Source organism: Acinetobacter yuyunsongii, assembly GCF_041021915.1.
Classification (GTDB): domain Bacteria; phylum Pseudomonadota; class Gammaproteobacteria; order Pseudomonadales; family Moraxellaceae; genus Acinetobacter.
This window is the reverse complement of sequence record NZ_CP157435.1, coordinates 2,676,113-2,701,281: the sequence shown is the minus strand read 5'-3', so window position 1 is coordinate 2,701,281 and position 25,169 is coordinate 2,676,113. Positions and strand designations below refer to the sequence as shown.

At 39.8% G+C, this 25,169-nt stretch carries 20 protein-coding genes, 4 tRNA genes and 2 pseudogenes; 17 read left to right on the top strand and 9 right to left on the bottom strand.

The genetic code is table 11. The features are described from left to right. Nucleotides 1–27: 27 nt before the first annotated feature. Nucleotides 28–972: a cation diffusion facilitator family transporter gene (locus tag ABLB98_RS12965; RefSeq protein WP_336942501.1), complete on the top strand. Its 945-nt coding sequence runs from the start codon at nt 28–30 to the stop codon at nt 970–972. Nucleotides 973–1,003: 31 nt separating this feature from the next. Here ABLB98_RS12965 and ABLB98_RS12960 read toward each other — a convergent pair whose 3' ends face one another. Beyond that, nucleotides 1,004–1,342, bottom strand: a complete 339-nt coding sequence (locus ABLB98_RS12960) for a hypothetical protein (RefSeq protein ID WP_287690778.1) — start codon at nt 1,340–1,342, stop codon at nt 1,004–1,006. Between the two features lie 224 nt (nt 1,343–1,566). Between ABLB98_RS12960 and ABLB98_RS12955 the strand changes: the two are divergent. Both ABLB98_RS12955 and ABLB98_RS12950 read left to right on the top strand, forming a co-directional pair. After that, nucleotides 1,567–1,797 (top strand): annotated as a pseudogene (locus tag ABLB98_RS12955) (hypothetical protein); the annotation flags it as partial. A gap of 199 nt (nt 1,798–1,996) precedes the next feature. Beyond that, nucleotides 1,997–2,905 (top strand): hypothetical protein, encoded by a 909-nt coding sequence (locus ABLB98_RS12950; protein ID WP_227505855.1) that lies wholly within the window; start codon nt 1,997–1,999, stop codon nt 2,903–2,905. A 42-nt stretch (nt 2,906–2,947) separates the two neighbouring features. Here ABLB98_RS12950 and ABLB98_RS12945 read toward each other — a convergent pair. The 7 genes from ABLB98_RS12945 to ABLB98_RS12915 form a co-directional block, all read right to left on the bottom strand. Beyond that, nucleotides 2,948–3,023: transfer RNA gene (locus ABLB98_RS12945), tRNA-Glu, on the bottom strand. A 37-nt stretch (nt 3,024–3,060) separates the two neighbouring features. Beyond that, a tRNA-Glu gene (locus tag ABLB98_RS12940) sits at nt 3,061–3,136 on the bottom strand. A 211-nt stretch (nt 3,137–3,347) separates the two neighbouring features. Next, complete coding sequence (locus ABLB98_RS12935; protein ID WP_348882404.1) at nt 3,348–4,754, bottom strand: amino acid permease; 1,407 nt, start codon at nt 4,752–4,754, stop codon at nt 3,348–3,350. Nucleotides 4,755–4,871: 117 nt separating this feature from the next. Next, a tRNA-Glu gene (locus tag ABLB98_RS12930) sits at nt 4,872–4,947 on the bottom strand. Between the two features lie 26 nt (nt 4,948–4,973). Next, nucleotides 4,974–5,049: transfer RNA gene (locus ABLB98_RS12925), tRNA-Ala, on the bottom strand. A 58-nt stretch (nt 5,050–5,107) separates the two neighbouring features. After that, the gene (gene gltX, locus ABLB98_RS12920) at nt 5,108–6,616 is read right to left on the bottom strand and encodes a glutamate--tRNA ligase (RefSeq protein ID WP_005156634.1); all 1,509 of its coding nucleotides are present in this window, start codon (nt 6,614–6,616) and stop codon (nt 5,108–5,110) included. A 105-nt stretch (nt 6,617–6,721) separates the two neighbouring features. Further along, nucleotides 6,722–7,024 carry a DUF4179 domain-containing protein gene (locus ABLB98_RS12915; RefSeq protein ID WP_348882403.1) on the bottom strand — a complete coding sequence of 101 codons (303 nt, stop codon included), beginning with the start codon at nt 7,022–7,024 and terminating at the stop codon, nt 6,722–6,724. 406 nt (nt 7,025–7,430) lie between these two features. On the opposite strand from ABLB98_RS12915, the gene ABLB98_RS12910 reads away from it, so the two are divergent. From ABLB98_RS12910 to ABLB98_RS12875, 8 genes and pseudogenes are all read left to right on the top strand, one after another. Then, entirely contained in the window at nt 7,431–8,426 is a 996-nt protein-coding gene (locus tag ABLB98_RS12910; protein WP_348882402.1) for a sulfate ABC transporter substrate-binding protein, read from the top strand. Between the two features lie 197 nt (nt 8,427–8,623). Beyond that, the gene (gene rsmH, locus ABLB98_RS12905; RefSeq protein ID WP_348882401.1) at nt 8,624–9,547 is read left to right on the top strand and encodes a 16S rRNA (cytosine(1402)-N(4))-methyltransferase RsmH; all 924 of its coding nucleotides are present in this window, start codon (nt 8,624–8,626) and stop codon (nt 9,545–9,547) included. Continuing rightward, nucleotides 9,547–9,885 (top strand): cell division protein FtsL, encoded by a 339-nt coding sequence (locus ABLB98_RS12900; RefSeq protein ID WP_005156612.1) that lies wholly within the window; start codon nt 9,547–9,549, stop codon nt 9,883–9,885. The genes rsmH and ABLB98_RS12900 overlap by 1 nt, the downstream gene beginning before the upstream one ends. A 10-nt stretch (nt 9,886–9,895) precedes the next feature. After that, nucleotides 9,896–11,729, top strand: a pseudogene (gene ftsI / locus ABLB98_RS12895) (penicillin-binding protein PBP3). Between the two features lie 3 nt (nt 11,730–11,732). Continuing rightward, nucleotides 11,733–13,232 carry a UDP-N-acetylmuramoyl-L-alanyl-D-glutamate--2,6-diaminopimelate ligase gene (locus ABLB98_RS12890; protein ID WP_005156610.1) on the top strand — a complete coding sequence of 500 codons (1,500 nt, stop codon included), beginning with the start codon at nt 11,733–11,735 and terminating at the stop codon, nt 13,230–13,232. A gap of 22 nt (nt 13,233–13,254) precedes the next feature. Further along, the gene (gene murF / locus ABLB98_RS12885; protein WP_348882400.1) at nt 13,255–14,664 is read left to right on the top strand and encodes a UDP-N-acetylmuramoyl-tripeptide--D-alanyl-D-alanine ligase; all 1,410 of its coding nucleotides are present in this window, start codon (nt 13,255–13,257) and stop codon (nt 14,662–14,664) included. Next, nucleotides 14,665–15,783 (top strand): phospho-N-acetylmuramoyl-pentapeptide-transferase, encoded by a 1,119-nt coding sequence (gene mraY, locus ABLB98_RS12880; protein WP_004660135.1) that lies wholly within the window; start codon nt 14,665–14,667, stop codon nt 15,781–15,783. 58 nt (nt 15,784–15,841) lie between these two features. Beyond that, nucleotides 15,842–16,660, top strand: a complete 819-nt coding sequence (locus ABLB98_RS12875) for a putative RNA methyltransferase (protein ID WP_348882399.1) — start codon at nt 15,842–15,844, stop codon at nt 16,658–16,660. Between the two features lie 19 nt (nt 16,661–16,679). Here ABLB98_RS12875 and ponA read toward each other — a convergent pair whose 3' ends face one another. Beyond that, the gene (gene ponA, locus ABLB98_RS12870) at nt 16,680–19,232 is read right to left on the bottom strand and encodes a penicillin-binding protein PBP1a (protein ID WP_348882398.1); all 2,553 of its coding nucleotides are present in this window, start codon (nt 19,230–19,232) and stop codon (nt 16,680–16,682) included. 162 nt (nt 19,233–19,394) lie between these two features. On the opposite strand from ponA, the gene ABLB98_RS12865 reads away from it, so the two are divergent. The 6 genes from ABLB98_RS12865 (at nt 19,395) to aroK (ending at nt 25,159) form a co-directional block, all read left to right on the top strand. After that, the gene (locus ABLB98_RS12865; protein WP_348882397.1) at nt 19,395–20,453 is read left to right on the top strand and encodes a pilus assembly protein PilM; all 1,059 of its coding nucleotides are present in this window, start codon (nt 19,395–19,397) and stop codon (nt 20,451–20,453) included. After that, a complete protein-coding gene (locus ABLB98_RS12860) occupies nt 20,453–21,094 on the top strand; it encodes a PilN domain-containing protein (RefSeq protein ID WP_348882396.1) in 642 nt (213 codons plus the stop codon). The genes ABLB98_RS12865 and ABLB98_RS12860 overlap by 1 nt, the downstream gene beginning before the upstream one ends. Beyond that, the gene (locus tag ABLB98_RS12855) at nt 21,091–21,840 is read left to right on the top strand and encodes a type 4a pilus biogenesis protein PilO (protein WP_348882395.1); all 750 of its coding nucleotides are present in this window, start codon (nt 21,091–21,093) and stop codon (nt 21,838–21,840) included. Before ABLB98_RS12860 ends, ABLB98_RS12855 begins: the two co-directional genes overlap by 4 nt. Next, a complete protein-coding gene (locus tag ABLB98_RS12850; protein WP_249570974.1) occupies nt 21,840–22,367 on the top strand; it encodes a pilus assembly protein PilP in 528 nt (175 codons plus the stop codon). Before ABLB98_RS12855 ends, ABLB98_RS12850 begins: the two co-directional genes overlap by 1 nt. Before the next feature lie 61 nt (nt 22,368–22,428). Beyond that, complete coding sequence (gene pilQ / locus ABLB98_RS12845) at nt 22,429–24,582, top strand: type IV pilus secretin PilQ (protein ID WP_348882409.1); 2,154 nt, start codon at nt 22,429–22,431, stop codon at nt 24,580–24,582. Nucleotides 24,583–24,592: 10 nt separating this feature from the next. Continuing rightward, nucleotides 24,593–25,159 carry a shikimate kinase AroK gene (gene aroK, locus ABLB98_RS12840; RefSeq protein ID WP_087535970.1) on the top strand — a complete coding sequence of 189 codons (567 nt, stop codon included), beginning with the start codon at nt 24,593–24,595 and terminating at the stop codon, nt 25,157–25,159. The last annotated feature ends 10 nt before the right edge of the window (nt 25,160–25,169 follow it).

Below are 25,169 nucleotides of genomic sequence, written 5' to 3'. Positions count from 1 at the left end.
TACTTTGATAATGATAAGGAGTCCAACATGAGTGGACATCAAGGGCATGATCATAGTCATGCTGCCGTTACAGAAGGCAATGCAAAAAAACTAACGATTGCGCTAATACTGACCACAACTTTTTTAGTCATTGAATTTATCGCAGGTATCATCACACAGAGTTTGGCATTACTTTCCGATGCTGCACATATGTTCACTGATGCCGCTGCATTAGCGATTGCTTTAGCTGCGATTAAAATTGCCAAACGCCCTGCTGATGATAAGCGTACCTTCGGTTATCAGCGTTTTGAGATTTTGGCGGCATTATTTAATGCATCTATGTTATTTTTTGTGGCGATGTATATTCTTTACGAAGCCTATCAACGATTTACCCAACCGCCCGAAATTCAAAGTATAGGCATGTTGGTGGTCGCATCAATTGGATTAATCATTAATTTGATTTCCATGAAAATACTAATGTCGAGTGCGACTGAAAGTTTGAACATGAAAGGTGCTTATTTAGAAGTGCTAAGTGATGCATTAGGTTCTGTCGGTGTGATTATTGGTGCTGTGATTATCTATTACACCAATTGGTATTGGGTCGATACCATTATTGCGGTCGCGATCGGTTTTTGGGTCTTACCAAGAACATGGATTTTGCTCAGACAAAGTATCAATATTTTATTAGAAGGTGTACCTGAAGAGGTTGATATTGAAAAGTTACGCACTGATCTATTGGCTTTAGATGGCGTTGAAAGTATCCATCAATTGAAAGTTTGGGCGATTACTTCAAAAAATATTCACCTAACCGTTCATTTATTTGCACCTAACGCAGATCGCAAACAACTACATCAAGCTGCTACAGAAATGCTATCGCATGAACATGGTATTGTTGAAGTGACTTTGCAGATCGAAGATGATGCTGAAATGAATTGTCAGCATACTCATCAACATGTTGAAGATGAACAACACACTCATTCACATCAGCACTGAGCTGATGTGAATCGGAATTTAGAGCAACGTGTTAGTTTTGCCATTCGTGATTACAGTCACGGCATTTCCAATGCTTTTGCGCTTGCATAAAAGCCTGCATGGAAATTTTGAAATCAGGCAAATCTCGCCAAAATAAGATGCCCGCGATGATACAGACAATAAATACTGCAACGGTCGCAATTTGCAGGCCTTGACCAGCGCCATGCCCAAAAATCCACATGCCCACGCTAATGAGAACGAGCAGGAGTAACATAAAGATTGCAGGCACTAAAAGCACCAGGCTTTTTGGCACATTGGGACGAGGGCTGTTGGCACCCTGACTGACAGGCATAATTTTCACGCTTTGACATTTAGGGCAACGGTATTGCATAAAGATTTCCTATAGTATTTTGCTTATTTTAGCGAAAATTATGCAAAAGCTAAAATCCTACGTTGTTCAAATACATAAACTTACTTATTTTGTACTATCTTTAAAATATTAAGTTGATTCGAGCAATCCATATCGGTCGCAGCTCGTCTAAACCTGTTCGCTAAAATAATATCAGTCATGCTAATTTGTGAACTGAATGTGTTGAATAATGCGCAAGGAATCGCATGCTGCCTACCAAACTTCTAAAATTACGATTAGCTCGCATCGAAAAGGGAGAAGGTCATCTTTTGACCCAAGACAAGCTAATGTTGGTTAGCATGGAGAGTCCTGATTTAAGTGCAAATTTCTTTTTAAGATTGTTTAAAGTCTCGTTACCCAAGCAATGGAAATTCCAGCATGAGACAGATGAAGATATTCTATATACATCACAACTCATCAAATTAATTGAAAACCAATGAAACATATTTAGAAAATGGATGATTAAATTAATTTAAAAGTGTGCAACAAAAAGACGCAAATTGCGCTAAATAGCATGCTAATCTACATAAAAACAGCCAATAAGTTGATAAAACAGATTGTTGCTCATATCAAAATTGAGTTGCTGAGAAAGGGAAGAGGGAGAACATCTTGAATCGACAAGATGACAAAAAGGCAATGTTCGATATTATGCCTGCAGATATAGAATCATCAGATGAAAAACCGTCTTTATCACGTCGGTTAATCAATAAGACATTACAGCACGCACAAGATGCTGTTGAGTTTGCGAGTGATACCTCTCGTAATATCGCGGGTGTCGCAGATGCTGCCTTAGATGCCTTAGATCAAGTTACCCATCACACCAAACGTGGTGTTGAAGGGATGCGAAATACTGTTCGTGATATGGTATCAGAAACAAGTGAAGCAGCGCGTCAAGTTGCGTTGGCAATGGCACGTGCATCGTTAGGGAAAAGTAGCCTCACCTTATATTTGCCTGAAATGCTGCTCAATAATCAAATTCGGAAACGTATGGATCGTTCTGAAATTGATGATATTAAAATTGAATGTGGCAATGATCGCTTTCATATCGAATTAGATGGACACTATCGCCGTTTCCTATATCGACTGTCTTTAGAGTTCAATGTTTTAGAATGTCGTATTGGGCAGGAAAAATATTTACGTCTTTGTCAGGTCGATGAGCATCTGGACTTACAAATTCGTCATGGTGGTACTTTAACAAATTGGGCAGCAAGACGTGTCGGTAATATCAGCTTTGAAGTGATTAATTCCTTACCGATCCCATTTTTGATCAATCACCTCATTCGTGATGTGCCAGGGATTCAAAAAGAAGGGCATCGTTTATGGTATATCGACCTTGAAGAAGCGGGTTTTATTGATTTCATTAATAACCGCTCATGGATGGTCGATAAGCTATTAAGCTTGACTGATTTTAGTATTTTGCCAGGACTTAATATTTTGCAAGAGAGCCGTGAATTGGTACAACAATTAGTTGATCAATTTGAGATCCGAGGCTTACGAGTTCAGTCTGGACGTTTAGAAGTCCAAGTTGGAATTGGAAGTGAGTAAGCAATAAAAAAGCCACTGTCAATGCAGTGGCTTTTTAGAATTTGGCGTCCCTACGGGGATTCGAACCCCGGTTACCGCCGTGAAAGGGCGATGTCCTAGGCCTCTAGACGATAGGGACTTATATGAGGCATACATCTGAAAACAATAATAAATATTGGCGTCCCTACGGGGATTCGAACCCCGGTTACCGCCGTGAAAGGGCGATGTCCTAGGCCTCTAGACGATAGGGACGTTTCAGAGGTGGGCGTATATTAGGGTGAATTGGATAGGGTGTCAAACACTTTTCCAAAGAAAATCTAAAAAAATCTTGTGAGTGCCTAAAAATAAAACATATCGTAGAATAAATAATCAAAATAAAGAAGTTAAAGTCAAATCATCAAGCAAGTTAATTTAAGTTAAATAAAAAATGCAGCCTAAGCTGCATTTTTTATTCATTATCATTTTATTTACGATCACGGTATAAAACGTAGTAACTTAAATAACAAGCGGCAATAAACAGTAAGCATCCAATAAAACCAGCCTGCATTTCAGGATCGTATGCCATGCTGAGACCTGTAATTAAACAGAAAACAAAACCTAAGATGGGAACGATTGGATAAAGTGGTGCAGCAAATTTTAAATCTTTTGCTGAATGTCCAGCCTTGTACCATTGGCGTCTAAAGTTAAACTGACTCCAACAAATACTCATCCATACGATGACCATGGTAAATGCAGCAACACCTAGTAAATTCTTGAAAATTGTCTCTGGGGCAAAATGCTCAGATAGCAATCCGGGAATTGCGCCAAACATGGTTACCACTAGCGCAATGATAGGCGTACCACTCTTAGACAATTTTGAGAATATGCTTGGCAGTTGGCGTTGATCAGATAAAGACCACATCATGCGAGAAGCCGCATAGAGACCTGAGTTTGCAGCGGATAATAAGGCAGTAATAATCACGAAGCGAATAATATCGTCGGCATATGGAATACCGATGTATTTAAATACTGTTACGAAAGAGCTGCTACTCACTCCATCACCGCCTAGGCCAGTTATATGGAAAGGAAGTAATGCACTAATAACAACAATCGTACCCACAAAGAAAATTAATAGTCGCCAAATTGCTGCATTAATTGCTTTCGGAACATTTTCAGCTGGATTTTTGGTTTCACCTGCGGCAACACCAATGAGTTCAGTTCCAGAAAAGGCAAAGTTAACAATTAACATCGTGGTGAAAATTGGAAAAAGACCTTGTGGAAACCAACCATGTGCCGTTAAGTTATGAAATAACGGTGCTGATTCAGTGCCTTGGAATGGAATGAAACCAAAAATTGCGCATAAACCTAAAAGGATAAAGACAATAACAGTAACGACTTTGACTAATGCAAGCCAAAATTCTGATTCAGCAAAAATGCGGGTTGAACTTAAATTTAATCCTAAAATTGTAATTGCAAAAATAATGGTCCAAATCCACATTGAAATATGAGGGAACCATTCTTGCATGAGTAAGGCTGCGGCAGTAAATTCTGTACCAAGCGTTGCGGTCCATGTCAGCCAATACAGCCAAGAAATCATATAACCCGTTCCTGGGCCAATATATTTTTGAGCGTATGCGCCAAAAGATCCAGCCACAGGCATATGTACTGCGAGCTCACCTAAACAGAGCATGACCATATAGGCAATTAAACCACCTAAAAAGTAGGCAATAATTGCGCCGATAGGACCTGTTTGAGCGATGACCTCGCCAGAACCTAAAAATAAACCTGTACCAATTGCACCGCCCAATGAAAGCATCACTAGGTGACGGGTGCTCATTGCACGTTTTAATGTTTTTGATTCAGAGGTAGCATTTGAGTTGGAAGATTGCATACCACAATTTGTCCAAGCGTGGAGAAGCGGGTATTTTATGTAAAATTTTGAAATGTGCAATCTGAATGAATGAATATTTAGTTGAAAATTATAATTTTAATTATTTTGCATAAAATATGGCGTCCCTACGGGGATTCGAACCCCGGTTACCGCCGTGAAAGGGCGATGTCCTAGGCCTCTAGACGATAGGGACTTATTGAGGCAACACAAATTGAAGTTTGGTGGAGCCAAGCAGGATCGAACTGCTGACCTCTACAATGCCATTGTAGCGCTCTACCAACTGAGCTATGACCCCAGTCTGTGTGAGCGCAATATTAGGGCGAATGCGCTCACACGTCAATGATTAAACTGAATTAATTCTCACTATTTGCATCATTTTTCGGCAGTTTGAGTGATTCGTTTAATTTTTCCCAAACTTTAAGTTCTTTCTTGCTTGGCCCACCTACGATTTCTAAGGCATGACGTAAACGTGCAAAAGTCAAATCAGGACCTAGTGTTACCATAGATTGCATCACAGGCGTTGAACTCGTTGAACCCGCAATCGCAATAAAGAATGCTGGCATAAAGTCACGAAGTTTAACTTCCATTTGAGTGGCTAAATCCATCAGTGTTTGGCTGACAGTATCATTATTCCACGTAAACTGACTTTCTAAGCGCCAAATTGCAAATTGTAAGCTTTGACGAACTTGTTCTTCGGTCAATTTTTTGCTTTCAAACTGTTCTTTACTGATTTGTGGCATGTGATTGAAATAGAAACCAGCCCAATTCACAGCTTCTGAGAGTAGATTGATACGAGGTTGAATCGCAGCCGCAATGTCTTCAAGTGTTTGACGGTCACTTTTCCATGTTAATAGGCGATCTAGAAGTTGTCCCGGTGTTAAGCCTTTGATCCATTGACCGTTCAGCCAATTAAGTTTTTCAACATCAAAGATTGGGCCGCCCAATGAAACACGCTGTACATCAAAGTTTTCAACCATGTCCTGTAACGTGAATACTTCACGCTCATCAGGCATTGACCAACCCATGCGACCTAAATAATTCAATAATGCTTCTGGTAATACACCGATGTCGCGATAATAGTTAATAGAAGTTGGGTTCTTACGTTTAGACAGTTTTGATTTATCTGGGTTACGTAACAATGGCATATGACATAAAGTTGGCATTTCCCAACCAAAATATTGGTAAAGCAACTGATGCTTAGGCGCTGAAGGCAGCCATTCTTCCCCACGTAATACATGGGTAATTTCCATCAAATGATCATCCACGACATTAGCAAGATGGTAAGTTGGTAAACCATCCGTTTTTAGCAACACTTGCATGTCAACTTGTGCCCAAGGAATCTCCACTTCACCACGAAGCAAATCATTAATCTTACAAATACCATCTTCAGGTACTTTCATTCGAATGACATGTGGTTCACCCGCAGCAAGGCGTTGTTGTACTTCTTCTTGTGAAAGTTTTAAGCCACGTCCATCATATTTTGGCGTTTCACCACGTGCTTGCTGCTCTGCACGCATTTGGTCTAGGTCTTCTGCTGTTGCGAAACAATAGAAAGCATGTCCTTTTTCAACCAAATCTAAGGCATATTGTTTGTAAATCCCCATACGTTCCGATTGACGATACGGCGCATGAGGGCCACCCACATCTGGACCTTCTGACCAGTTCAATCCTAACCAACGTAAAGAATCTAAAATCATCTTTTCTGATTCAGGTGTTGAACGGAGTTGATCTGTATCCTCAATACGTAAAATAAATTCACCGCCGTGCTGTTTAGCAAAACATAAATTAAATAACGCAATATAAGCAGTACCTACATGAGGGAAACCTGTAGGAGAAGGCGCAATACGGGTACGAACTTTCATAAATTATCGAAGCTTAAATTAAAATTGAAACTATTATAACGAAAAAGCCTAGTCACAGCATGACTAGGCTTATTTAAACATGTAGAGCGTTACATATTTAAAAGATCAAGATGTGTGCGGTTGAAAAATAGTCTGAACAAAGCGTGAAAAACGTTCGTGTTGGCTTGCAAAGAACGTTTGCGTTGGCGTTGTACGGATCGTATTCAACATTTTTAATTCGTCATCTGTTGAAGGCAACATGGCTGTATTACGTTTTTGTTGATCAAGCGCTTTCACAATTAACGAAGACGATTTGTCTATCATTTTAATATTATTGTTTTCTTCAATTGCGGCTGCATGTCCAACTTGAATAGAAAACACCAAAAATAAGCTTAAGCATAGTGTTTTTTTAAGTTTTGATGCTTGCACGGTAACATCCCCTTCATGACTTCGAGTCTACAAGACTAACTAAATGACTATAGTATTGCTTTAATCATACGATTCAAACATAAATTTTAATAAAAAATATAACCATGTCACACTTTTTACAAAAAATAATAAATAAACACGATTTTGGGTATTGTAAGCCTGATGGCTAGAATATCTGCAAATCAAATCTAACAAGCAAATGTGTAGAAAAAGTGGAGAATGATAATTTTTCTCAAAATAAAAATAACATGAATAAACACTTAGCATTTTAACTGCAATACATCCTTAATATCACGATATATAAAAAAAAGAATAATTTCTAAATTATTGATATAACTATTTGATTGTAAATTATTTTTAAATAAATATAGTGGTCACAGATATACAGAAAATGAGTGAATAATAAATGAAAACAGTGATCGCCGCAGCATTGCTTGCTTTGGGTTTAAGTAGCATAGCGCAGGCAGCTACAATGTTCTTAAATGTATCTTATGATCCAACACGAGAGTTCTATCAAGAATATAACCAAGCATTTGGTCAATATTGGAAACAGCGTACAGGTCAAGAGGTCGATTTTAAACAATCGCATGGTGGTTCAGGCAAACAGGCAAGATCGGTAATTGATGGTTTACAGGCTGATGTTGTGACATTGGCTTTGGCGAATGATATTGATGAAATTGCCAATGCAGGTCTCATTCGTAAAGATTGGCAAAAACAATTTAAAAATAATTCTGCACCTTATACATCAACGGTTGTCTTCCTTGTTCGCAAAGGAAATCCGAAAAATATCCGTGATTGGAATGATCTCACCAAAGAGGGTGTCGAAATTATTACCCCAAATCCGAAAACAGGGGGTGCACCGCGTTGGATTTATTTATCGGCATGGGGCTATGCGTTGAAACAACCCGGTGGTAATGAGACTAAAGCCCGTGATTTAGTGAAAAAGTTATACCAAAATGTCAAGGTACTTGATTCGGGAGCGCGAGGTTCTTTAACCACATTCGCTGAGCGAGGTATAGGCGATGTGTTACTGTCATGGGAAAATGAAGCTTTATTGGCGACCCAAGGTTTAGGTAAAGATAAATACGATATTGTATATCCATCAATTTCGATTTTGGCTGAGCCTTCAGTTGCGATTGTAGATAAAACCGTGGATAAAGATGGTAATCGCAATTTAGCGCGCGGTTATTTAAATTTTCTTTATTCACCTTTAGGGCAGGAACTTGCGGCAAAACATTATTTCCGTCCACGTAATCCGCAAGTTGCAGCAAAATATGCGAAACAATTTCCAAAGATCAAACTATTCAGCATTAACGATGTATTTGGTGGATGGGCAAAAGCGCAAAAAACACACTTTGTGAATGGTGCGATTTTTGATCAAATTTATGCAGATAAACAGTAAATAAATTATATGTAAAATTTGTGATTGAAGATGGGAAAGCAAATACACCGAGTATTTGCTTTTTTGTTGCATAAAAAATGATAAGAAAACGGTTTTATCTATGAAAAGTTAAGAATTCTCTACAAAAAGTCGTTTGGTACTGGGATAAAACAAGGTGATAATGTGCAGTTACATTTTTAGCTATTGATCCTATTGTTATGTCGCATATTTCTGTCTTACTTCATGAAACCGTTGATGGCGTATTGGCAGGTCGCGATACTGGTATTTTTGTCGATGCAACGTTTGGTCGAGGAGGGCATACCAAGCTCTTACTTTCCAAATTGGATCAAAATGCACGTGTTTACGCCTTTGATAAAGATCCTCAGGCACTTGAAGTTGCCGCAGAATTAGAACGAGAAGATTCGCGGTTTAAAATTATTCATGCCAGTTTTGCCGATATTCAGGCGGAATTAATAAATATTGGTATTACCGAAGTTGACGGCATTATGGCCGATTTGGGTGTGTCTTCACCACAACTTGACCAAGCAGAACGTGGGTTTAGCTTTATGCAAGATGGCCCACTAGACATGCGTATGGATAATTCTCAAGGTTTAACTGCGGCGGAATGGTTACTTGAAATCGAAGAAGAAAAATTAGCCAATATTATTTTCCAATATGGCGAAGAGCGTTATAGCCGTCGTATTGCCAAAGCGATTAAATTGGCAGGTGAAATTACGACAACTGCTCAACTTGCAGAAATTGTCAAAGTTGCTCATCCGAAATGGGAAAAGCATAAACATCCTGCAACGCGTACTTTCCAAGCGATTCGTATTGCAATTAACAAAGAGCTTGATGATATTGAAACGTTTTTACCGCAAGCTGTAGAATTGTTGAAAGTACAAGGACAGTTAGCTGTGATTAGCTTCCACTCTTTAGAAGATCGTTTGATTAAACAATTTATTCAAAAAGAATCAACTTTAGCGGAAGATCATGGTTGGGGAATGCCTCAAGCACAGGTTGATACGCGACGTTTAAAGAAAGTGTCTCGTATTCGTGCGAGTGAAGCAGAAGTAAAAGCAAATCCTCGTTCACGTAGTGCATGGTTACGTGTAGCAGAGCGTTTAGAGCAGAAAGGCAGATAATGAATAAAAAGAATGATGATGAGATCATATCTAGCAGCAAGAAAGGACTGAAAAAAGTTGTAGTGTATGCTGTGCTGATGGCGATGGTATTCACAAGCGCAATGATGGTGGTCTTTCAAGTGTTTGAATATCGTCATGATTATCGTGATTTAAGTGCTTATATGCGTGAAAGAGACGATCTGAATGCAGAATGGGGGCGCTTGCTGATTGAACAGCAAACGTTTGGTGCAACTGCGCAGATTGGCTCTCGTGCTGTTACACAATTGCGGATGTTTTCACCACCCGCAGCACAAACGGTTGTGATTTCTTTACCTATGACTTCAAAGCAAGACAAATAAGGCATGCTGTATGGCAGATAAGCGAAGTAAACCAATACGAAAAAAACAGCAGTCTATTTCTGAAAGACCGACACTTGCATTAGACATGTGGCGATTTTATTTGCTTTGGGGTACGGTATTGCTGTGCTTTATTGTATTGATTGCACGTGCATTTTATGTGCAAGTGGTCAATAAAGACTTTTTACAAAATAAAGCGAATGCCAATATTTTGCGTACGGAACGCCTAGAAGCAATGCGTGGTGTGATTAGTGATCGCCACGGAGTGCCTTTAGCGATTAGTACACCGATCATGAAAATTGTGATTGACCCAAGAGATTATTGGGAAACGAAACAGCAATTTGATGAAATCACAGCCGAATTAAAAAAAGATCCACATAACCGAAAATTAAAACGTCAATTACCTGATAAAAACTTGAATTTGGATGAGTTGGCAGATGCGGTTGGTGTAGACCGTGCTGATCTCAAAAAGCAAATGGAAGCTCGTCCACGCTCACGTTATTTGGTACTACAAAAAGAAATTCCACCACAGCAAGCTGACCTCATTACCAAGCGAAACTTTCAAGGGGTTTATGCTGAAAAGACGTATAAGCGTTACTATCCGCAACCACAGCCGAATGCACAAATTATTGGTTTAACCAATAGTGAAGGTGTTGGGGTTGAAGGTTTAGAGATGCAACTGAATAAACAGTTGTCAGGCGTCGATGGTGAACAAAAAATTATTCGGGATAAAAAAGGTAATCGTCTTAAAGTCTCAGAAGTGATTAAAGAAGTCGAGTCAGGTGAAAATGTCACGCTCAGTATCGACTCACGTTTGCAATATATTATGTATCGTGAATTGACCGCTGCTGGTGTTGCAAATAATGCTCGTTCGGCAACCGCTATTGCTGTAGATGTAAAAACTGGTGAAATTTTAGCAATGACCAGTTGGCCGTCATATAACCCAAATGATAAAAATGGTTTAGCCAACAAAGATGCAATGCGTAACCGTGGTGCAATCGATATGTTCGAACCAGGTTCGACGATGAAGCCATTTACTGTTGCAGCTGCCTTAGAAAGTGGCAAATACACGCCAAACACAATCGTGAATACCTCACCAGGTTCAATGAAGTTGGGATGGCATACCATTCGTGATACACACAACTATGGTGCATTAACCCTGACAGGTATTATTGTTAAATCATCTAACGTGGGTTCAGCCAAACTTGCGTTATCGTTACCTAAAGATGCGATTCCATCATTCTTCCGTCGTGTCGGTTTTGGGCATCGTTCTGATGTGAAATTTCCAGGCGAGAGCGCAGGGCTGTTGTATTCGGGTGATAAGTTGAACCCCTCTCAGTTGGGTACGATGGCGTATGGTTATGGCTTAAACGCAACCATTCTCCAAGTTGCACAAGGTTATGCGATGCTCGCAAACCATGGTGTGGAAATGCCATTAAGTCTTAGAAAATTAGATCAAGCACCCCAAGGTAAGCAAGTTCTTGATCCTAAGATTGCAGATCAAGTGTTATTGATGCTTGAGCAAGTTACTATGCCAGGTGGTACAGCTACACAGGCCAATATTCCTGGTTATCGTGTGGGTGGTAAAACAGGTACGGCACATAAATTACGAGCTGACCGTAAAGGTTATTCGAGTAATGAATATCGTGCCTTATTTGCTGGGGTTGCTCCAGTGAGTGATCCTCGTCTGGCGATGATTGTCGTCGTTGAAAATCCTCAAGGTCGTTATTATGGTGGTCTCGTTGCAGCGCCCGTTTTTGCGAGAATTATGCAAGAATCGCTACGATTACTGAATGTACCTTTAGATAAACCACTTGATACCTCTATAAAATCCAATCCGTAGGTAGATTATGTCGATTAGTTTTCAGCAGATATATCCGATTCATATCGATGCGGCTTGGTTCACTCAGCCTTTTCAAGGCTTTTGTCTAGACAGCCGTAAGATTGAAGTTGGGCAGATTTTTATTGCTTTAAGTAGTTATAGCCAACCTGAAAAAACCCGTCAATTTGCACAAAATGCGCTGAATGCAGGGGCATTGGCGGTCATTAGTGAAACAAGTTTGGGGCTTGCGAACGAATGGGTTTGCCCTGAAGTACGTTTTCTTATGGGTGAATGGCAGCAGCAATATTTACAAGCGGTCGATCCTGTAGAGTCATTACGTGGTATTGCAGTCACAGGTACCAATGGTAAAACCACGATTTCACGCTTAATTGCAGAGTTAATTAGTTCGCAAGGGCAAGGCTGTGCAGTGATGGGGACAACAGGCAATGGTATCTTGCCAAACTTGACCCCTTCAACCCACACCACTTTAGATGCGCTGCACTTACAGCAGGCATTGCATGATTACGCTAAACAAGGGGCTAATTTTGTTGCACTTGAGGCGAGTTCGCATGGTCTGGAACAAGGTCGTCTGAATGGTTGTGATCTTGAGATAGCAGTTTATAGTAATTTAAGTCGTGATCATTTGGATTATCACGGTACTTTAGAGGCTTATGCAGAAGCTAAGGCGCTATTATTTAAATTTACTACATTAAAAGTCGTTGTGATTAACATCGACGATGCACATGCAAACGTGATGCTGGCTGCTGCGAAAGAAAATCCATCAAAACCGAAAGTTTTGACTTATTCTTTGACTCAAACTTCTGCGGATTATTATATTGATCATTTGCAATATCGCTTGAGTGGTGCAAGTTTTACATTGATTAGTCCAACAGGTAGATTTGCTGTGCAAAGCCCATTGCTTGGACATTTTAATGTAGAAAATTTATTAGCAAGCTTGATTGCAGCAGAATATGCTGGTTTTTCGCTTGCTGATTTAGTGCAGTTTGTTCCGCAACTTAAGGGTGCACCAGGACGAATGCAAGTCATTCAAGATGCGGATCGTCTATTTGTCGTTGATTATGCACATACACCTGATGCATTGATTCAGGTGTTAACCACGTTGAAACGTCATGTCACTGGACAATTATGGGTGGTATTTGGCTGCGGTGGTGATCGCGATCGCGGTAAGCGTCCTTTAATGACTCAGGCTGCGCTTGATCATGCTAATCCAGTAGTTCTCACCTCGGATAATCCACGAACTGAAAACCCTGAACAGATTTTTGCTGATATGAAGCAGGGAATTGATTTTGCAGAACACAGCGTACATGAAATTCATGATCGCCGTGAAGCGATTAAATTTGTGGTCGCTCAAGCTCAAGCTGGAGATATTGTCGTGATTGCTGGCAAAGGTCATGAAAACTATCAGGAAGTAGATGGCGTTCGTCACTGGTTTGATGATGTAGTCGAAGTGCAATCTGCGATTAATGCTCAGCCACATTCTGTAGATTCAGCTTATCCTGCACACTAAGGTTAAAAGGTAAATAAAGCGTATGCATACTTCAACAACCAGCACCGTTCCACTAGAACCTTGGACAGCAGAGCAATTACAACAAGCGACTCAAGGTGAATGGCATAATCATAAGATTCCACAAAGCGAAATTAAGCGTATTTTGACTGACTCTCGTCATGCTGAAGCTGGAGATGTTTTTCTTGCTTTAAAAGGTGAGCGCTTTGATGCTCATAATTTTGTAGCACAAGTGGCGACGCAAGGTTGTGAGATTGCCATCGTAGAGCATCCTGTCGATGCAGATATTGCACAACTCGTCGTTAAAGATACACGTTTGGCTTTAGGGCATCTTGGAGCCTATCGCCGTCAGCAAAATCCACAGTTGAAAGTGATTGCTTTAACAGGCAGTAGTGGTAAAACCACCACGAAAGAAATGTTAGGTAGTATTTTATCCCGTTTAGCACCAACCCTGATCACGCGTGGCAACCTGAATAATGATTTGGGTGTGCCGATGATGTTGCTGGAACTGCGTCAGGAGCATCAATATGCTGTGATGGAGTTGGGTGCCAGTCACCAAGGTGAAATTGATTACACCTCGAATCTGGTGCAGCCACATGTGGCGGGGATTTTGAATATTGGTACAGCGCATTTGGGTGAATTTGGTGGCCGTGAGGGCATTTGTCGCGCTAAATCAGAAATCTATTCGCATATTTTGCCTGACGGAGTATCGGTTGTTCCCGCTGATGATGACTTTACGGCGACTATTCGTGAAAATGCTCAAGCTCATTCAATGTTGAGTTTTGGTGATGGTGGCGATGTGTTTGCGACAGAGGTTGAATTACATCCTCAATCAGCGAAATTCAATTTACATACTCCACAGGGTATCCGTACAGTAGATCTACCGTTTGCAGGTGCTCATAATGTGCAAAATGCAACTGCTGCAACAGCATTTGCCTTGGCAATTGGGATTGCGCTTGATGATGTTGTACAAGGCTTAGAACAAGCACAGGGTGCCAAAGGGCGTCTGAATTTTATTCAACACCAAAATCACTTATTCATTGATGATACTTATAATGCCAATCCAACTTCAATGCGTGCAGCAGCAGAAGTTCTTGCTCAACAAATGGGCATTAAAGTGATGGTAATCGGGGATATTGGTGAGCTTGGAAGTACAGCAGCGCAACAACATTATTTGTTGGGCCGAGATTTGGTTTCGATGCAAGGTATTCATTTTGTAGTTGCAGTGGGTGAATTCTCACCTGCCACTCAAGAAGGTGCAAGAAGCACACAATACGGTAAAAAATTACAAGCTTTTCTGAATCAGGGGCAAGCTTTGTCATTTTTAATGAGTTTAGTAGAGACACATCAACCCCAGCACATGAGTTTCCTATTTAAAGGTTCTCGCTATACCCATATGGAAACGTTGATGGCTGACTTGATGGAGAAGATTTAAATGTTGTTATGGTTATTTGAACAATTGGCAGGCTATAACAGCTCTTTCCAAGTGGTTCGTTATTTAACATTACGCTCTTTGTTGAGTGTATTAACTGCTTTGACCATTGGCTTGGCTTTAGGGCCTGTGATGATCCGTAAATTACAAGCCTTAAAATATGGTCAGGCAGTAAGCTCATTTGCTCCTGAAAATCATGCGAAGAAGATGGGAACACCAACGATGGGTGGGATCTTAATTCTGCTCTCAATTGGTATTAGTACCTTATTATGGGCTGATTTATCAAATCCTTATGTTTGGATTGTATTGGGTGTTATGGTGGTCTTTGGTGCTGTTGGTTGGGCAGATGACTGGATTAAAGTTCGTTATAAAGATAATGCTGGTTTACCTGCACGTAAAAAATTCTTTTGGACTTCTGTGGCATCATTAGGTGCTGGTATTGCTTTATATCTAATTGCAAAGCAACAAGATAATCCAATGAATACTGCAAATATGCTAGATTTGCTGATTCCATTCTTTAAGAATCTCTCCATTCCACTTTCAGCGGTGCCGTTTGGTTTAGCATTTATTGTTTTCACTTATTTAGTGATTAATGGGGCGTCAAATGCAGTCAACCTGACGGATGGATTGGATGGATTGGCAATTATGCCAATTGTCATGGTTGCAGCAGGTTTGGGTGTATTTGCCTATTTATCAGGTGATATTCGGTTTGCCAATTATTTGCATATTTCCTATGTAAAATATACCTCTGAACTGGTGGTGGTGTGTTCAGCCATGGTTGGCGCAGGCTTGGCTTTCCTTTGGTATAATGCGCATCCTGCTCAAGTATTCATGGGTGATGTCGGGGCTTTGGCACTAGGTGCGATGCTGGGTACAATTGCTGTTATGGTTCGCCAAGAAATCGTTTTTGCGATTATGGGTGGTGTATTCGTAATGGAAGCCGTTTCTGTGTTTTTACAAATTGGTTCATTACGAATGCGGAATAAGCGCGTTTTCTTGATGGCGCCTTTACACCATCATTATGAAAAACAAGGTTGGAAGGAAACACAGGTTGTTATTCGTTTTTGGATTATTACCATTTTCCTTGTTGTGTTAGGCTTAATGACCCTAAAGTTGCGTTAAACCATGATTCAAAAAGAAGCTGGTGATCACCAGTTTTTTTTATGTTTGGAGAAAATAGATGAATTTATTGATGTGTCCTGTTTGTCGCCAATCATTGAATTTGGTTGAGCGTTCTTGGCGTTGTGAAAAAGGCCATCATTATGATGTCGCCAAACAAGGTTATGTCAATCTGCATGTCGTACAGCATAAGCATAGTAAGACACCAGGGGATACTGCAGAGTCTGTATTGGCTCGTCGTGAATTTTTGCAAACAGGTGCTTATCAGCCGTTACAGCAGGCGATTGTTGAGCTGTTGCAGCGGCTCAGGCCGAAAACTATTTTAGATATTGGTTGTGGTGAAGGTTATTACACCAGTGCGATGCAAGCGCATACTCAACACTGTATAGGTGTGGATATTGCTAAAACAGCTGTACAACGGGCTGCAAAACTCAACTCTAAAGTCACTTGGGTTGTTGGGACGGGTGCAACATTGCCCGTACAGGATCATTCAATCGACGTATGTACTAGTTTATTTAGTCCAATTCCACAAGAAGAGATCACACGTGTTCTTCAAGAGAATGGTCATCTGATTGTGGTGACACCTGCACCTCGACATCTCTATAGGTTGCGTGAAGCTTTATTTGAGCAAGTAAATTTACACGAACCAGAAAAATTTTTAGAACAGCTAGATGGTCAATTTGAATTACAGCAACAACAACTTGTCGAGAGTGCAATCGAGTTAGATCAACAAGCGCTAAAAAATTTGATTGCTATGACACCTTATGCTTATAAAGCGAATCCTGAACGAAGAATGATTTTAGAACAAGAACAGCATTTCTTAGTGACAGCCGCTTTTCAAATTTATGTATTCCAAAAAAGAAAGAAGCCATCAATTTGATGGCTTCTTTTAAATTTACTTATTGAATATTATTAATTAAATTTTCAATACCATCATGTTCTTTTTGGGGTGATGCTGTTTCCATTGTTGGAACAATAATTTGCTCTTCATCAGATGGTGCTGTATCTGGTAAATCTGAGAAGTCAGTTTGCGCGGAGCGAGTTGGTGCACCAGGAGCAGGACGATAAAGTGGGCGTGCCAACGGTGGGGAAGCACGATATTCTTTTTGCCCTTCATTTTTCTCCAGTTGTAATTTGTCGAATGAAATTGGATCTTTTGCGTCTTTATCGAAATGTACCCACGCTGATGGCGTATCTTTAAGCGAATTCGCCATGAAATTCGTCCAAATTGGTAAAGCAGCAACTCCGCCATATTCACGTCGACCGAGTGTACGAGGTTGATCAAAACCAACCCAGGCGATTGCAACTAATTTTCCATTAAAACCTGCAAACCATGCATCTTTGGCATCATTGGTTGTTCCTGTTTTTCCACCTAAATCGTTACGACCGATTTTAAGTGCTGCTCGTCCAGTACCATGCTGAATCACATCGCGTAAAATATTAGCCATATCATAAGCTGAGCTAGATTTTAAAATGCGTTGCGCTTGGCGATAATTACTATTTGTCGTTGCGGCTGTTTGAGAGTTAGATGTAACAGTTTCAGATGCGGCAGATACATCATCTAAAGTTTCATTGGTGATTTCATTTACAGCATCTTGCTCTTGAATAGCATCGGCTGTTGCATAGGCATTTGGATCACTAATACAAGGGATACAAGCGTATTCTGGATTTGCTTCATAAATTACTTTGCCTGATGCATCTTCTATTCGTTTAATAAAATGGGGCTGAATGCGATAACCACCATTTGCAAAAGTGGCATAGCCTGTAGCCATTTGCACAGGGAGTACTTGAGGTGTTCCTAATGCGATTGTGTAGTTACGAGGAATTTGATCTTCTTGTAATCCAAAATCCATAAATAGTTGGCGTGTGCGTTCAATTCCCACAGTTTGTAATAAACGGACAGAAACCGTATTCCTTGACAAATATAATGCACGACGTAAAGGAATCATGCCTAAGTAACGTCCATCGGAGTTTTTTGGAGACCATTTACCAATACTGATGGGGCTATCGTTCACCATGCTATAAGGTGTCATGCCACGTTCAAGTGCCAATGCATAAACAAATGGTTTAATAGTTGAACCTGGTTGTCTCCACCCTTGTAACGCACGGTTAAACTTCGATTGATAAAAACTATAGCCGCCAACAACAGCTTCTATGGAGCCATCATTTGGATTCAATGCAATCAATTGACCTTGAACTTTAGGAACCTGTACTAAAGACCAAACGGTTTTGTTTTCATTGGGACGTAATCGAATAATATCTTTCACTTTAACGATTTGTGAAGCATTCGACATAGCGCCGCCTACGCTGTTCGCATTCCGATAAGGGCGAACCCATGACATGCCTGCCCAATTTACCGTAACTGTTGAGCCATCTTGCATCAAAGCATCAAAAGAATTGTTATTCACTTTTATGACTTGTGCTGGATAGGTATTTGCATATGGGACAAACTGGTTAAGAGGTTTGTCATGTGCTTCTGGTCCACGCCAACCATGGCGACGATCATAGGCTTCTAAACCGTCTTGAATTGATTCTTCAGCGTAACGTTGGCGGTTACTATCAATCGTCGTATATACCTTATATCCTGAATCAATTGCTTGCTCGCCAAAGTTTTCAACCAATTCTGAACGAACCATTTCGCCGACGTACGGGAAAATATTACTGACAGAGCGATCAATCATATTCAGGTTGATTGGCTCAGCAACAGCTTTTTGATATTGACTCTGATTAATATAGCCAAGTTGTAGCATACGCCCTAAAATCCAATTCCGGCGTTCAAGCGCGCGTTCAGGATTGACGACAGGGTTGTATTTTGATGGTGCTTTCGGTAATCCTGCAATCATTGCCATTTGCGCAATGGTAAGTTGATTAATATTTTTGTTGTAATAGATTTGTGCAGCTGCAGCAATTCCGTAAGCATTTTTGCCTAAGAAGATCTTATTGACGTATGAGCTTAGAATTTCTTGTTTGGTGAGATTTTGCTCGATTTTGCGAGCGAGAAAAACTTCAGTTAGTTTGCGTTTAAGTGTTCGTTCTGGACTCAAATAATAGTTTTTTGCTACCTGCATGGTAATGGTTGAACCACCAGTTTGTACATCTGACCCTGTAATAGATTCTGTTAGTGCTCGCCCCAAGCCCTTAAAACTAATCCCATTATGTTCAAAAAATGACGAATCTTCTGCTGCTAGAAATGCATGAATAAACGCTGGTGGAATCTGTTCGTATTTCACTGGAATGGAAAGTTTGCCGCCATATTCTGCAATTAACTTATTATCTGCCGTGTAAACTTGCAATGGTTTTAGTAAAGGTGCCTTTTTTAATGAACTCATATCAGGCAAAGAGGGTGCTAGATAGAGATACATGCCATAAAATCCCATTGGAAGTGAGACTAATATAATAATAAGCATCAAAAAAAATGGACGAACAATACCAGAACTGGATAGCTTTTTCATAATAAGTAAGTTTTAATAAGAGCGAATGGCAAACTAATTATGGTCAGTATATCCTTTAGCCTTACGGATTGTTAGATGAGATATTGTATCCGTATCAATTAAAGACCAAAACAAATTAGTGAGTTGTATTTTTGGGGATAAAAAAATAAATAGGAATGTACTGTGCTCAGGTTATATCGTAAACCAAATAAGGGGTTAGTGGGTGTCGATATTAGTTCGACAACTGTTAAGTTATTGGAGCTCTCTGTAAAGAACGGTAGATATTGGGTTGAAAGCTATGCTGTGATGCCACTGCCTGAAAACAGTGTCGTAGAAAAAAGCATCATCAATCCAGAAGCAGTTGGTGACGCGCTTGAAAGAGTCGTTAACCTTGCTAATCCGCATACGAGGAATGTTGCTATAGCTGTGCCAACTTCAATGGTGATTAATAAAATCATTGAAATGGATGCGGATATGACAGCCGATGAACGAGAAGTTCAAATTCGTATGGATGCTGAGCAATACATTCCGTTCCCATTGGATGAAGTAAGTCTAGATTTTGAAGTCTTATCTGACAAATTAGCAAACCCAAATCGTGTAAATGTATTGTTAGTGGCAACGCGTACAGAAAATGTTGACACACGTGTAGAAGTTCTTGAGCTGGCTAATTTATCTGCAAAAATTGCTGATGTTGAAAGTTATGCCATGGAACGTGCTTTCAGTGTATTCGCAGATACTTTGCCAATGGGTGCAAACACAGTTGGTATTTTAGATATTGGTCATACTATGACCACCTTATCTGTCATGCAGAAAGGTAAAATTATCTATACACGTGAACAGGTATTTGGTGGTCGACAGCTAACCCAGGATGTTCAGAGCCGTTACGGTTTGTCTTTTGAAGAGGCTGGGCGTGCGAAAAAAGAAAGAACACTGCCTGACGACTATGATACGGAAGTGCTCGAACCCTTTTTAGATGCCGTAGTTCAACAGGCAGCTCGCTCACTTCAGTTTTTCTTTTCATCATCACAATTCAATGAGATTGACCATATTTTATTGGCAGGTGGTAATGCCAATATTCCTGGTTTAGCCAAGTTGTTACAACAAAAACTAGGTTATCGCGTCACCATTTCCAATCCATTCTTACAAATGGGCTTTTCTCCGCAAATTGATATTAAAAAAATTGAAAATGATGCTTCCTCATTGATGGTTGCATGTGGTTTAGCATTGAGGAGTTTTGATTAATGGCAAAGATTAACTTACTCCCTTGGCGTGATGAGCTAAGAGAACAAAAAAAGAAACAGTTCGTTGCATTTTGTGCTGGGGTAGCAGCATTAGGCGTAGTATCAGTTTTTTCTGGCTGGATGTACTTTGACCATAAGTTGAATGATCAAGAACAGGCAAATCAGTTAATTGTAAGTACTAATCAGAATTTAGATACTCAACTTAAGTCATTAGATGGTTTGCAAGAACGACGTAATGCAATTATTGAGCGTATGAAGTTGATTCAAGGCTTACAGGGACAGCGTCCTATTGCAGTGCGTTTAGTTGATGAGCTAGTGCGAGTAACACCACCTACAATGTATTTGACAAAATTTACCCGTACAGGTGATAAATTTACCATTGAGGGTAAAGCAGAAAGTCCAAACACCGTTGCTGAGCTTTTAAGAAATCTAGAAGCTTCACCTTGGTATCGTAATGCGTTTATGAATTCTTTCTTGGCGGCAGATGATAAAAAAGATAAAACAACAAGCTCTTTAGTTCCTCGAGTTGAAGAAAACTATGGAAGTTTTGTGGTAACTGTTGATTTGGGAGAAATAGGCACAACAGTTGAGGCTGACCCAACTTTAGAAGCAGTTGCATCAGGATCGGGGGTGGTGAAATGAGCCAAGAAGATTTAAACGAATTTGATCAAGAGATTGTTGCTTCGAAAAAGAAAAAAATGACATTAGAGCAATTTTTTCAAGAATTTAATACATTGGATATGAATAATTATGGAGGGTGGCCACTTTCTGTAAAAATTACCTGTTGGATTTTTGTTTTTTTGGTAGTGCTCGCTCTAGGGTATTTTGTCGTAATTAGAGGCCAACTTGATGATATTGCAAATGCTCAAGCACAAGAGCAAAGTTTGTTAAATGAGTTTAGGGAAAAGGATTCTAAATTACGTAATTTGCAGCAATACCAAGCTCAATTACAAGAAATGGAAGCAAATTTCAATCAACAATTAGAACAACTACCGAAAGAAACTGAAATTCCAAGTTTAGTTGAAGATATTAATTTAACTGGTGTGAACTCTGGATTAAAGTTTAAAAATATCCGCTTAGAAAATGAAGTAAAGCAAGAGTTTTTTATTGAGCAGCCCATTAGTATCGAAGCTACAGGTGATTATCACGCCTTTGGTGCTTTTGTTACAGGGATTGCCGCCCTGCCACGTATTGTGACCCTGCATGATTTTACGGTTGAAGCAAAAGAAGATACTCAGAAAAAGTCTGATATTCCTATAATTAATTATTCAATTAATGCAAAAACATATCGTTATATTGGTGCAGATGAACAGGCTAAACTCCAAAAGGAACAATCTGCTCAACCAGCTAAAAATACGACCTCAAAAGTTCAAGAGGGGCAGCACTAATGAATAATTATAAAATACTATGCGGTTTATTGATTAGTATTGGTTTGGTTGGCTGCGATTCACGTATTGATACTGTAAATCAACAAATGGCAGATATTCGTAATCAACCACCCTTATCGATTGAGCCAGCACCTGTGTTCACACCTGTGCCATTATTTAACTATTCAGCACATCAACTAAAAAGCCCATTTATGCCGAGTTCATTGGCTGCTGAATTAAAAATTATGGCTGGGAAGCGGGTTTATCCTAATTTGAATCGTCAACCTCAACCTTTAGAAAGTTATGCTTTAGAAGCATTAAACATGAAAGGAAGTATGCGAGGTAAAATGAATGAAACAATTGCTTTAATCCAAACGCCAGATAAACAAATTGAGCGTATACAGGTTGGTAGCTATTTGGGGATGAATCAAGGGCGTGTAGTTAAAATTAGCCCTACACAAATTGATTTAATAGAAATTGTGCCAGATGGACGAGATGGTTATGTAGAAAGACCACGCACACTCGTTTTAATTGGGCCGGTATCCTAAGATTAAGGGAATAACAATGAAAAAGCAGTTAAAAAGTTCTTTATTTGGGGAAGTTAAGACCATGAATCATGCATTCCGTCAATTTTCAATGGGTGCCGTGGCGATTGCGATTATGCAAGTTGCATCTGCACAAGTGAGTATGACGAATATTGTTCCAATGAGTTTGGCTGACCAAGGTACAGAAATCCGTATTATGTTTAACGGTTTGCCTCCACAGCCACAGGCTTATCAATTGGAACAACCCTCTCGATTGATTTTAGATTTTGATAAAACGCAACAAAATTTGAAACAGGCATCAATACCAGTATCAACTAATGAAGCATCAACAATTGATGTTGCAGCTGATGATCAGCGTTCACGTCTAGTTGTTAATTTAAAGGAAGCAGGAGCATTTACGACACGTGTTGAAGGGAACACGTTTATTCTTAAAATAAATGCAGTTCAACCAGTAAACGCTGTTCGTAATGCTACGGTTGTCAGACAATCACAGCAAGGTGTATCAAATATTGGTTTCCAGCGCGGTAAGGATGGCGAGGGGTTGGTTGCTATTGACCTGTTGGGAAATAACACACCTGTCGATGTACAGCAGCAAGGTAGTAAGATTGTGGTGCGAACAATGGGGAACAAAATTCCAGCCCATTTGGCGCGTCGTCTAAATACCAATGATTTTGCTACACCTGTCGCAAGTGTAGATGCTTATAATGATAAAGGAAATGGTGTGATCACCATTCAGTCTGCTGGTAGTTATGAATATATGGCTTACCAAGCGGAAAATAAATTAACGATTAGTCTTAAGCGTCCAGAAGATAAATCTTCTCCGAAAGCTAAAGCCCAAGTCTATACTGGGAATAAAATTTCATTAGACTTTCAGGATATAGAAGTACGTCGAGTCTTGCAGCTGTTGGCTGATTTCACCGGCATAAACCTGGTTGCTGCTGATACTGTACAAGGGAACATTACTTTACGTCTGAAAGATGTTCCTTGGGATCAAGCTTTAGATATTGTGCTTAAAACAAAGAATTTAGACAAACGCCGAAATGGCAATGTAATCTGGATTGCACCAGTTTCTGAGTTAATTAAGTCAGAAGAAGAGGAAGCAAAAGCAATTGCACAAAGTGTAAAACTAGCTCCATTACAAACTGAATATATTCGTTTAAGTTATGCGAAAGCTACTGATCTTGAGAAATTAATTACCCAAGGTAAAAATAAGACTAATAATTCAGGTGGAAATACGATAACTCAAAATGCTTCGCCTAATGATCCTTTAGGTGATAGTGTTGGGAGTTTATTGAGTCCTCGTGGTACGATTTCTACAGACCCTCGCACGAATACACTGATTATTAATGACACGTCACAAAAAATTGATCAAATTCGTAAAATGGTCGATTTGCTGGATGTATCAGTTAAGCAGGTAATGATTGAGGCACGTATTGTCAGTGCAAGTACTGACTTTACCAAAGAGATGGGGGTGAAGTGGGGCGTGCTTTCTCAGGGTATTACCAATAATAGTAATTTGTTGGTGGGCGGTAGCGATACCACTTTGTGGAACCTGCGTGAACCAGAAAAAGATTCCGAAACAGGTGGTTATAAATATACGATTGAACGCCCTGATAACCTGAATGTTGATTTGGGTGCAACAGCAGTAGGTGCGAGTCGTATTGCTTTTGGTTTAATTAGTCTGTCTGATTTTATGCTGGATTTAGAACTGTCTGCGGTTCAGGCGGATGGTTATGGCGAAGTGATTTCAACGCCTAAAGTTATGACTGCGGATAAACAAACTGCAAAAATTGAGTCAGGTTCTCAAGTTCCTTTTTCATCCTCAACGGGTACTGGGGCAAATGCTACGCCGAAAATCGAATTTAAAGATGTGGTATTAAGTTTAGATGTAACGCCGAGTATTACACCAGATGGAAAGGTTCAAATGAATCTTGATATTAAGAAAGATAGTATTGCTGGTGTAACCCCTCAAGGACAATTCTATTTTAATAAAAACATGGTGAATACTAATGTCTTGGTTAATAATGGTGAAACGGTGGTATTGGGCGGTATTTTTGAACAAGAAAATCTAAACAAACAAACTAAAGTACCATTCTTGGGAGATTTACCCTATGTTGGGAAATTATTCCGTCGTGATTCAAAAACTGAAAATAAACGCGAACTACTTATTTTTGTGACCCCGAGAATTGTTAATGACACTTTGACGAGAAATCATTAATATATTTTGAATAATCGCAATTAATATAGGTGGCGCGTTGCAAGGCAAAGCGTTTGAAACCCTACCAAATATTTATTTGGTAGGGCCAATGGGGGCAGGGAAAACAACAGTCGGTCGACATTTAGCAGAATTGTTGGGGCGTGAATTCATTGATAGTGATCATGAAATTGAGCGTAAAACAGGTGCTACAATCCCTTGGATTTTTGAAAAAGAGGGTGAATCTGGTTTTCGAGCACGTGAAACTAATGTGTTAAATGACCTAACTGCACGTTCTGCCCTTGTTTTGGCGACTGGTGGTGGTGCGGTAACACAATCGGAAAATCGAAAGTTTTTAAAACAGCGGGGTATCGTTGTTTATCTATATACTCCTGTAGAGCTTCAGCTACAGCGAACTCATCGCGATAAAAATCGTCCATTGTTGCAAGTAGAAAACCCAGAAAAGAAATTAAGAGATTTGTTAACTGTGCGAGATCCACTTTATCGTGAGGTTGCACATTTTATTGTTGAAACAAATCAGGGTGCAGCGCGAGACTTAGCGCAAAAAATTCTACAGCTTATTTTATCTAAACAAATTTAGTAATTTTCTT

Bases quoted from the DNA above. Each gene is read 5' to 3' on its own strand.
- ABLB98_RS12965 (WP_336942501.1), top strand. From the start codon at position 28: ATGAGTGGACATCAAGGGCATGATCATAGTCATGCTGCCGTTACAGAA.
- ABLB98_RS12960 (WP_287690778.1), bottom strand. From the start codon at position 1,342: ATGCAATACCGTTGCCCTAAATGTCAAAGCGTGAAAATTATGCCTGTC.
- ABLB98_RS12950 (WP_227505855.1), top strand. From the start codon at position 1,997: ATGTTCGATATTATGCCTGCAGATATAGAATCATCAGATGAAAAACCG.
- ABLB98_RS12935 (WP_348882404.1), bottom strand. From the start codon at position 4,754: ATGCAATCTTCCAACTCAAATGCTACCTCTGAATCAAAAACATTAAAA.
- gltX (WP_005156634.1), bottom strand. From the start codon at position 6,616: ATGAAAGTTCGTACCCGTATTGCGCCTTCTCCTACAGGTTTCCCTCAT.
- ABLB98_RS12910 (WP_348882402.1), top strand. From the start codon at position 7,431: ATGAAAACAGTGATCGCCGCAGCATTGCTTGCTTTGGGTTTAAGTAGC.
- rsmH (WP_348882401.1), top strand. From the start codon at position 8,624: ATGTCGCATATTTCTGTCTTACTTCATGAAACCGTTGATGGCGTATTG.
- ABLB98_RS12900 (WP_005156612.1), top strand. From the start codon at position 9,547: ATGAATAAAAAGAATGATGATGAGATCATATCTAGCAGCAAGAAAGGA.
- ABLB98_RS12890 (WP_005156610.1), top strand. From the start codon at position 11,733: ATGTCGATTAGTTTTCAGCAGATATATCCGATTCATATCGATGCGGCT.
- murF (WP_348882400.1), top strand. From the start codon at position 13,255: ATGCATACTTCAACAACCAGCACCGTTCCACTAGAACCTTGGACAGCA.
- mraY (WP_004660135.1), top strand. From the start codon at position 14,665: ATGTTGTTATGGTTATTTGAACAATTGGCAGGCTATAACAGCTCTTTC.
- ABLB98_RS12875 (WP_348882399.1), top strand. From the start codon at position 15,842: ATGAATTTATTGATGTGTCCTGTTTGTCGCCAATCATTGAATTTGGTT.
- ponA (WP_348882398.1), bottom strand. From the start codon at position 19,232: ATGAAAAAGCTATCCAGTTCTGGTATTGTTCGTCCATTTTTTTTGATG.
- ABLB98_RS12860 (WP_348882396.1), top strand. From the start codon at position 20,453: ATGGCAAAGATTAACTTACTCCCTTGGCGTGATGAGCTAAGAGAACAA.
- ABLB98_RS12855 (WP_348882395.1), top strand. From the start codon at position 21,091: ATGAGCCAAGAAGATTTAAACGAATTTGATCAAGAGATTGTTGCTTCG.
- ABLB98_RS12850 (WP_249570974.1), top strand. From the start codon at position 21,840: ATGAATAATTATAAAATACTATGCGGTTTATTGATTAGTATTGGTTTG.
- pilQ (WP_348882409.1), top strand. From the start codon at position 22,429: ATGAATCATGCATTCCGTCAATTTTCAATGGGTGCCGTGGCGATTGCG.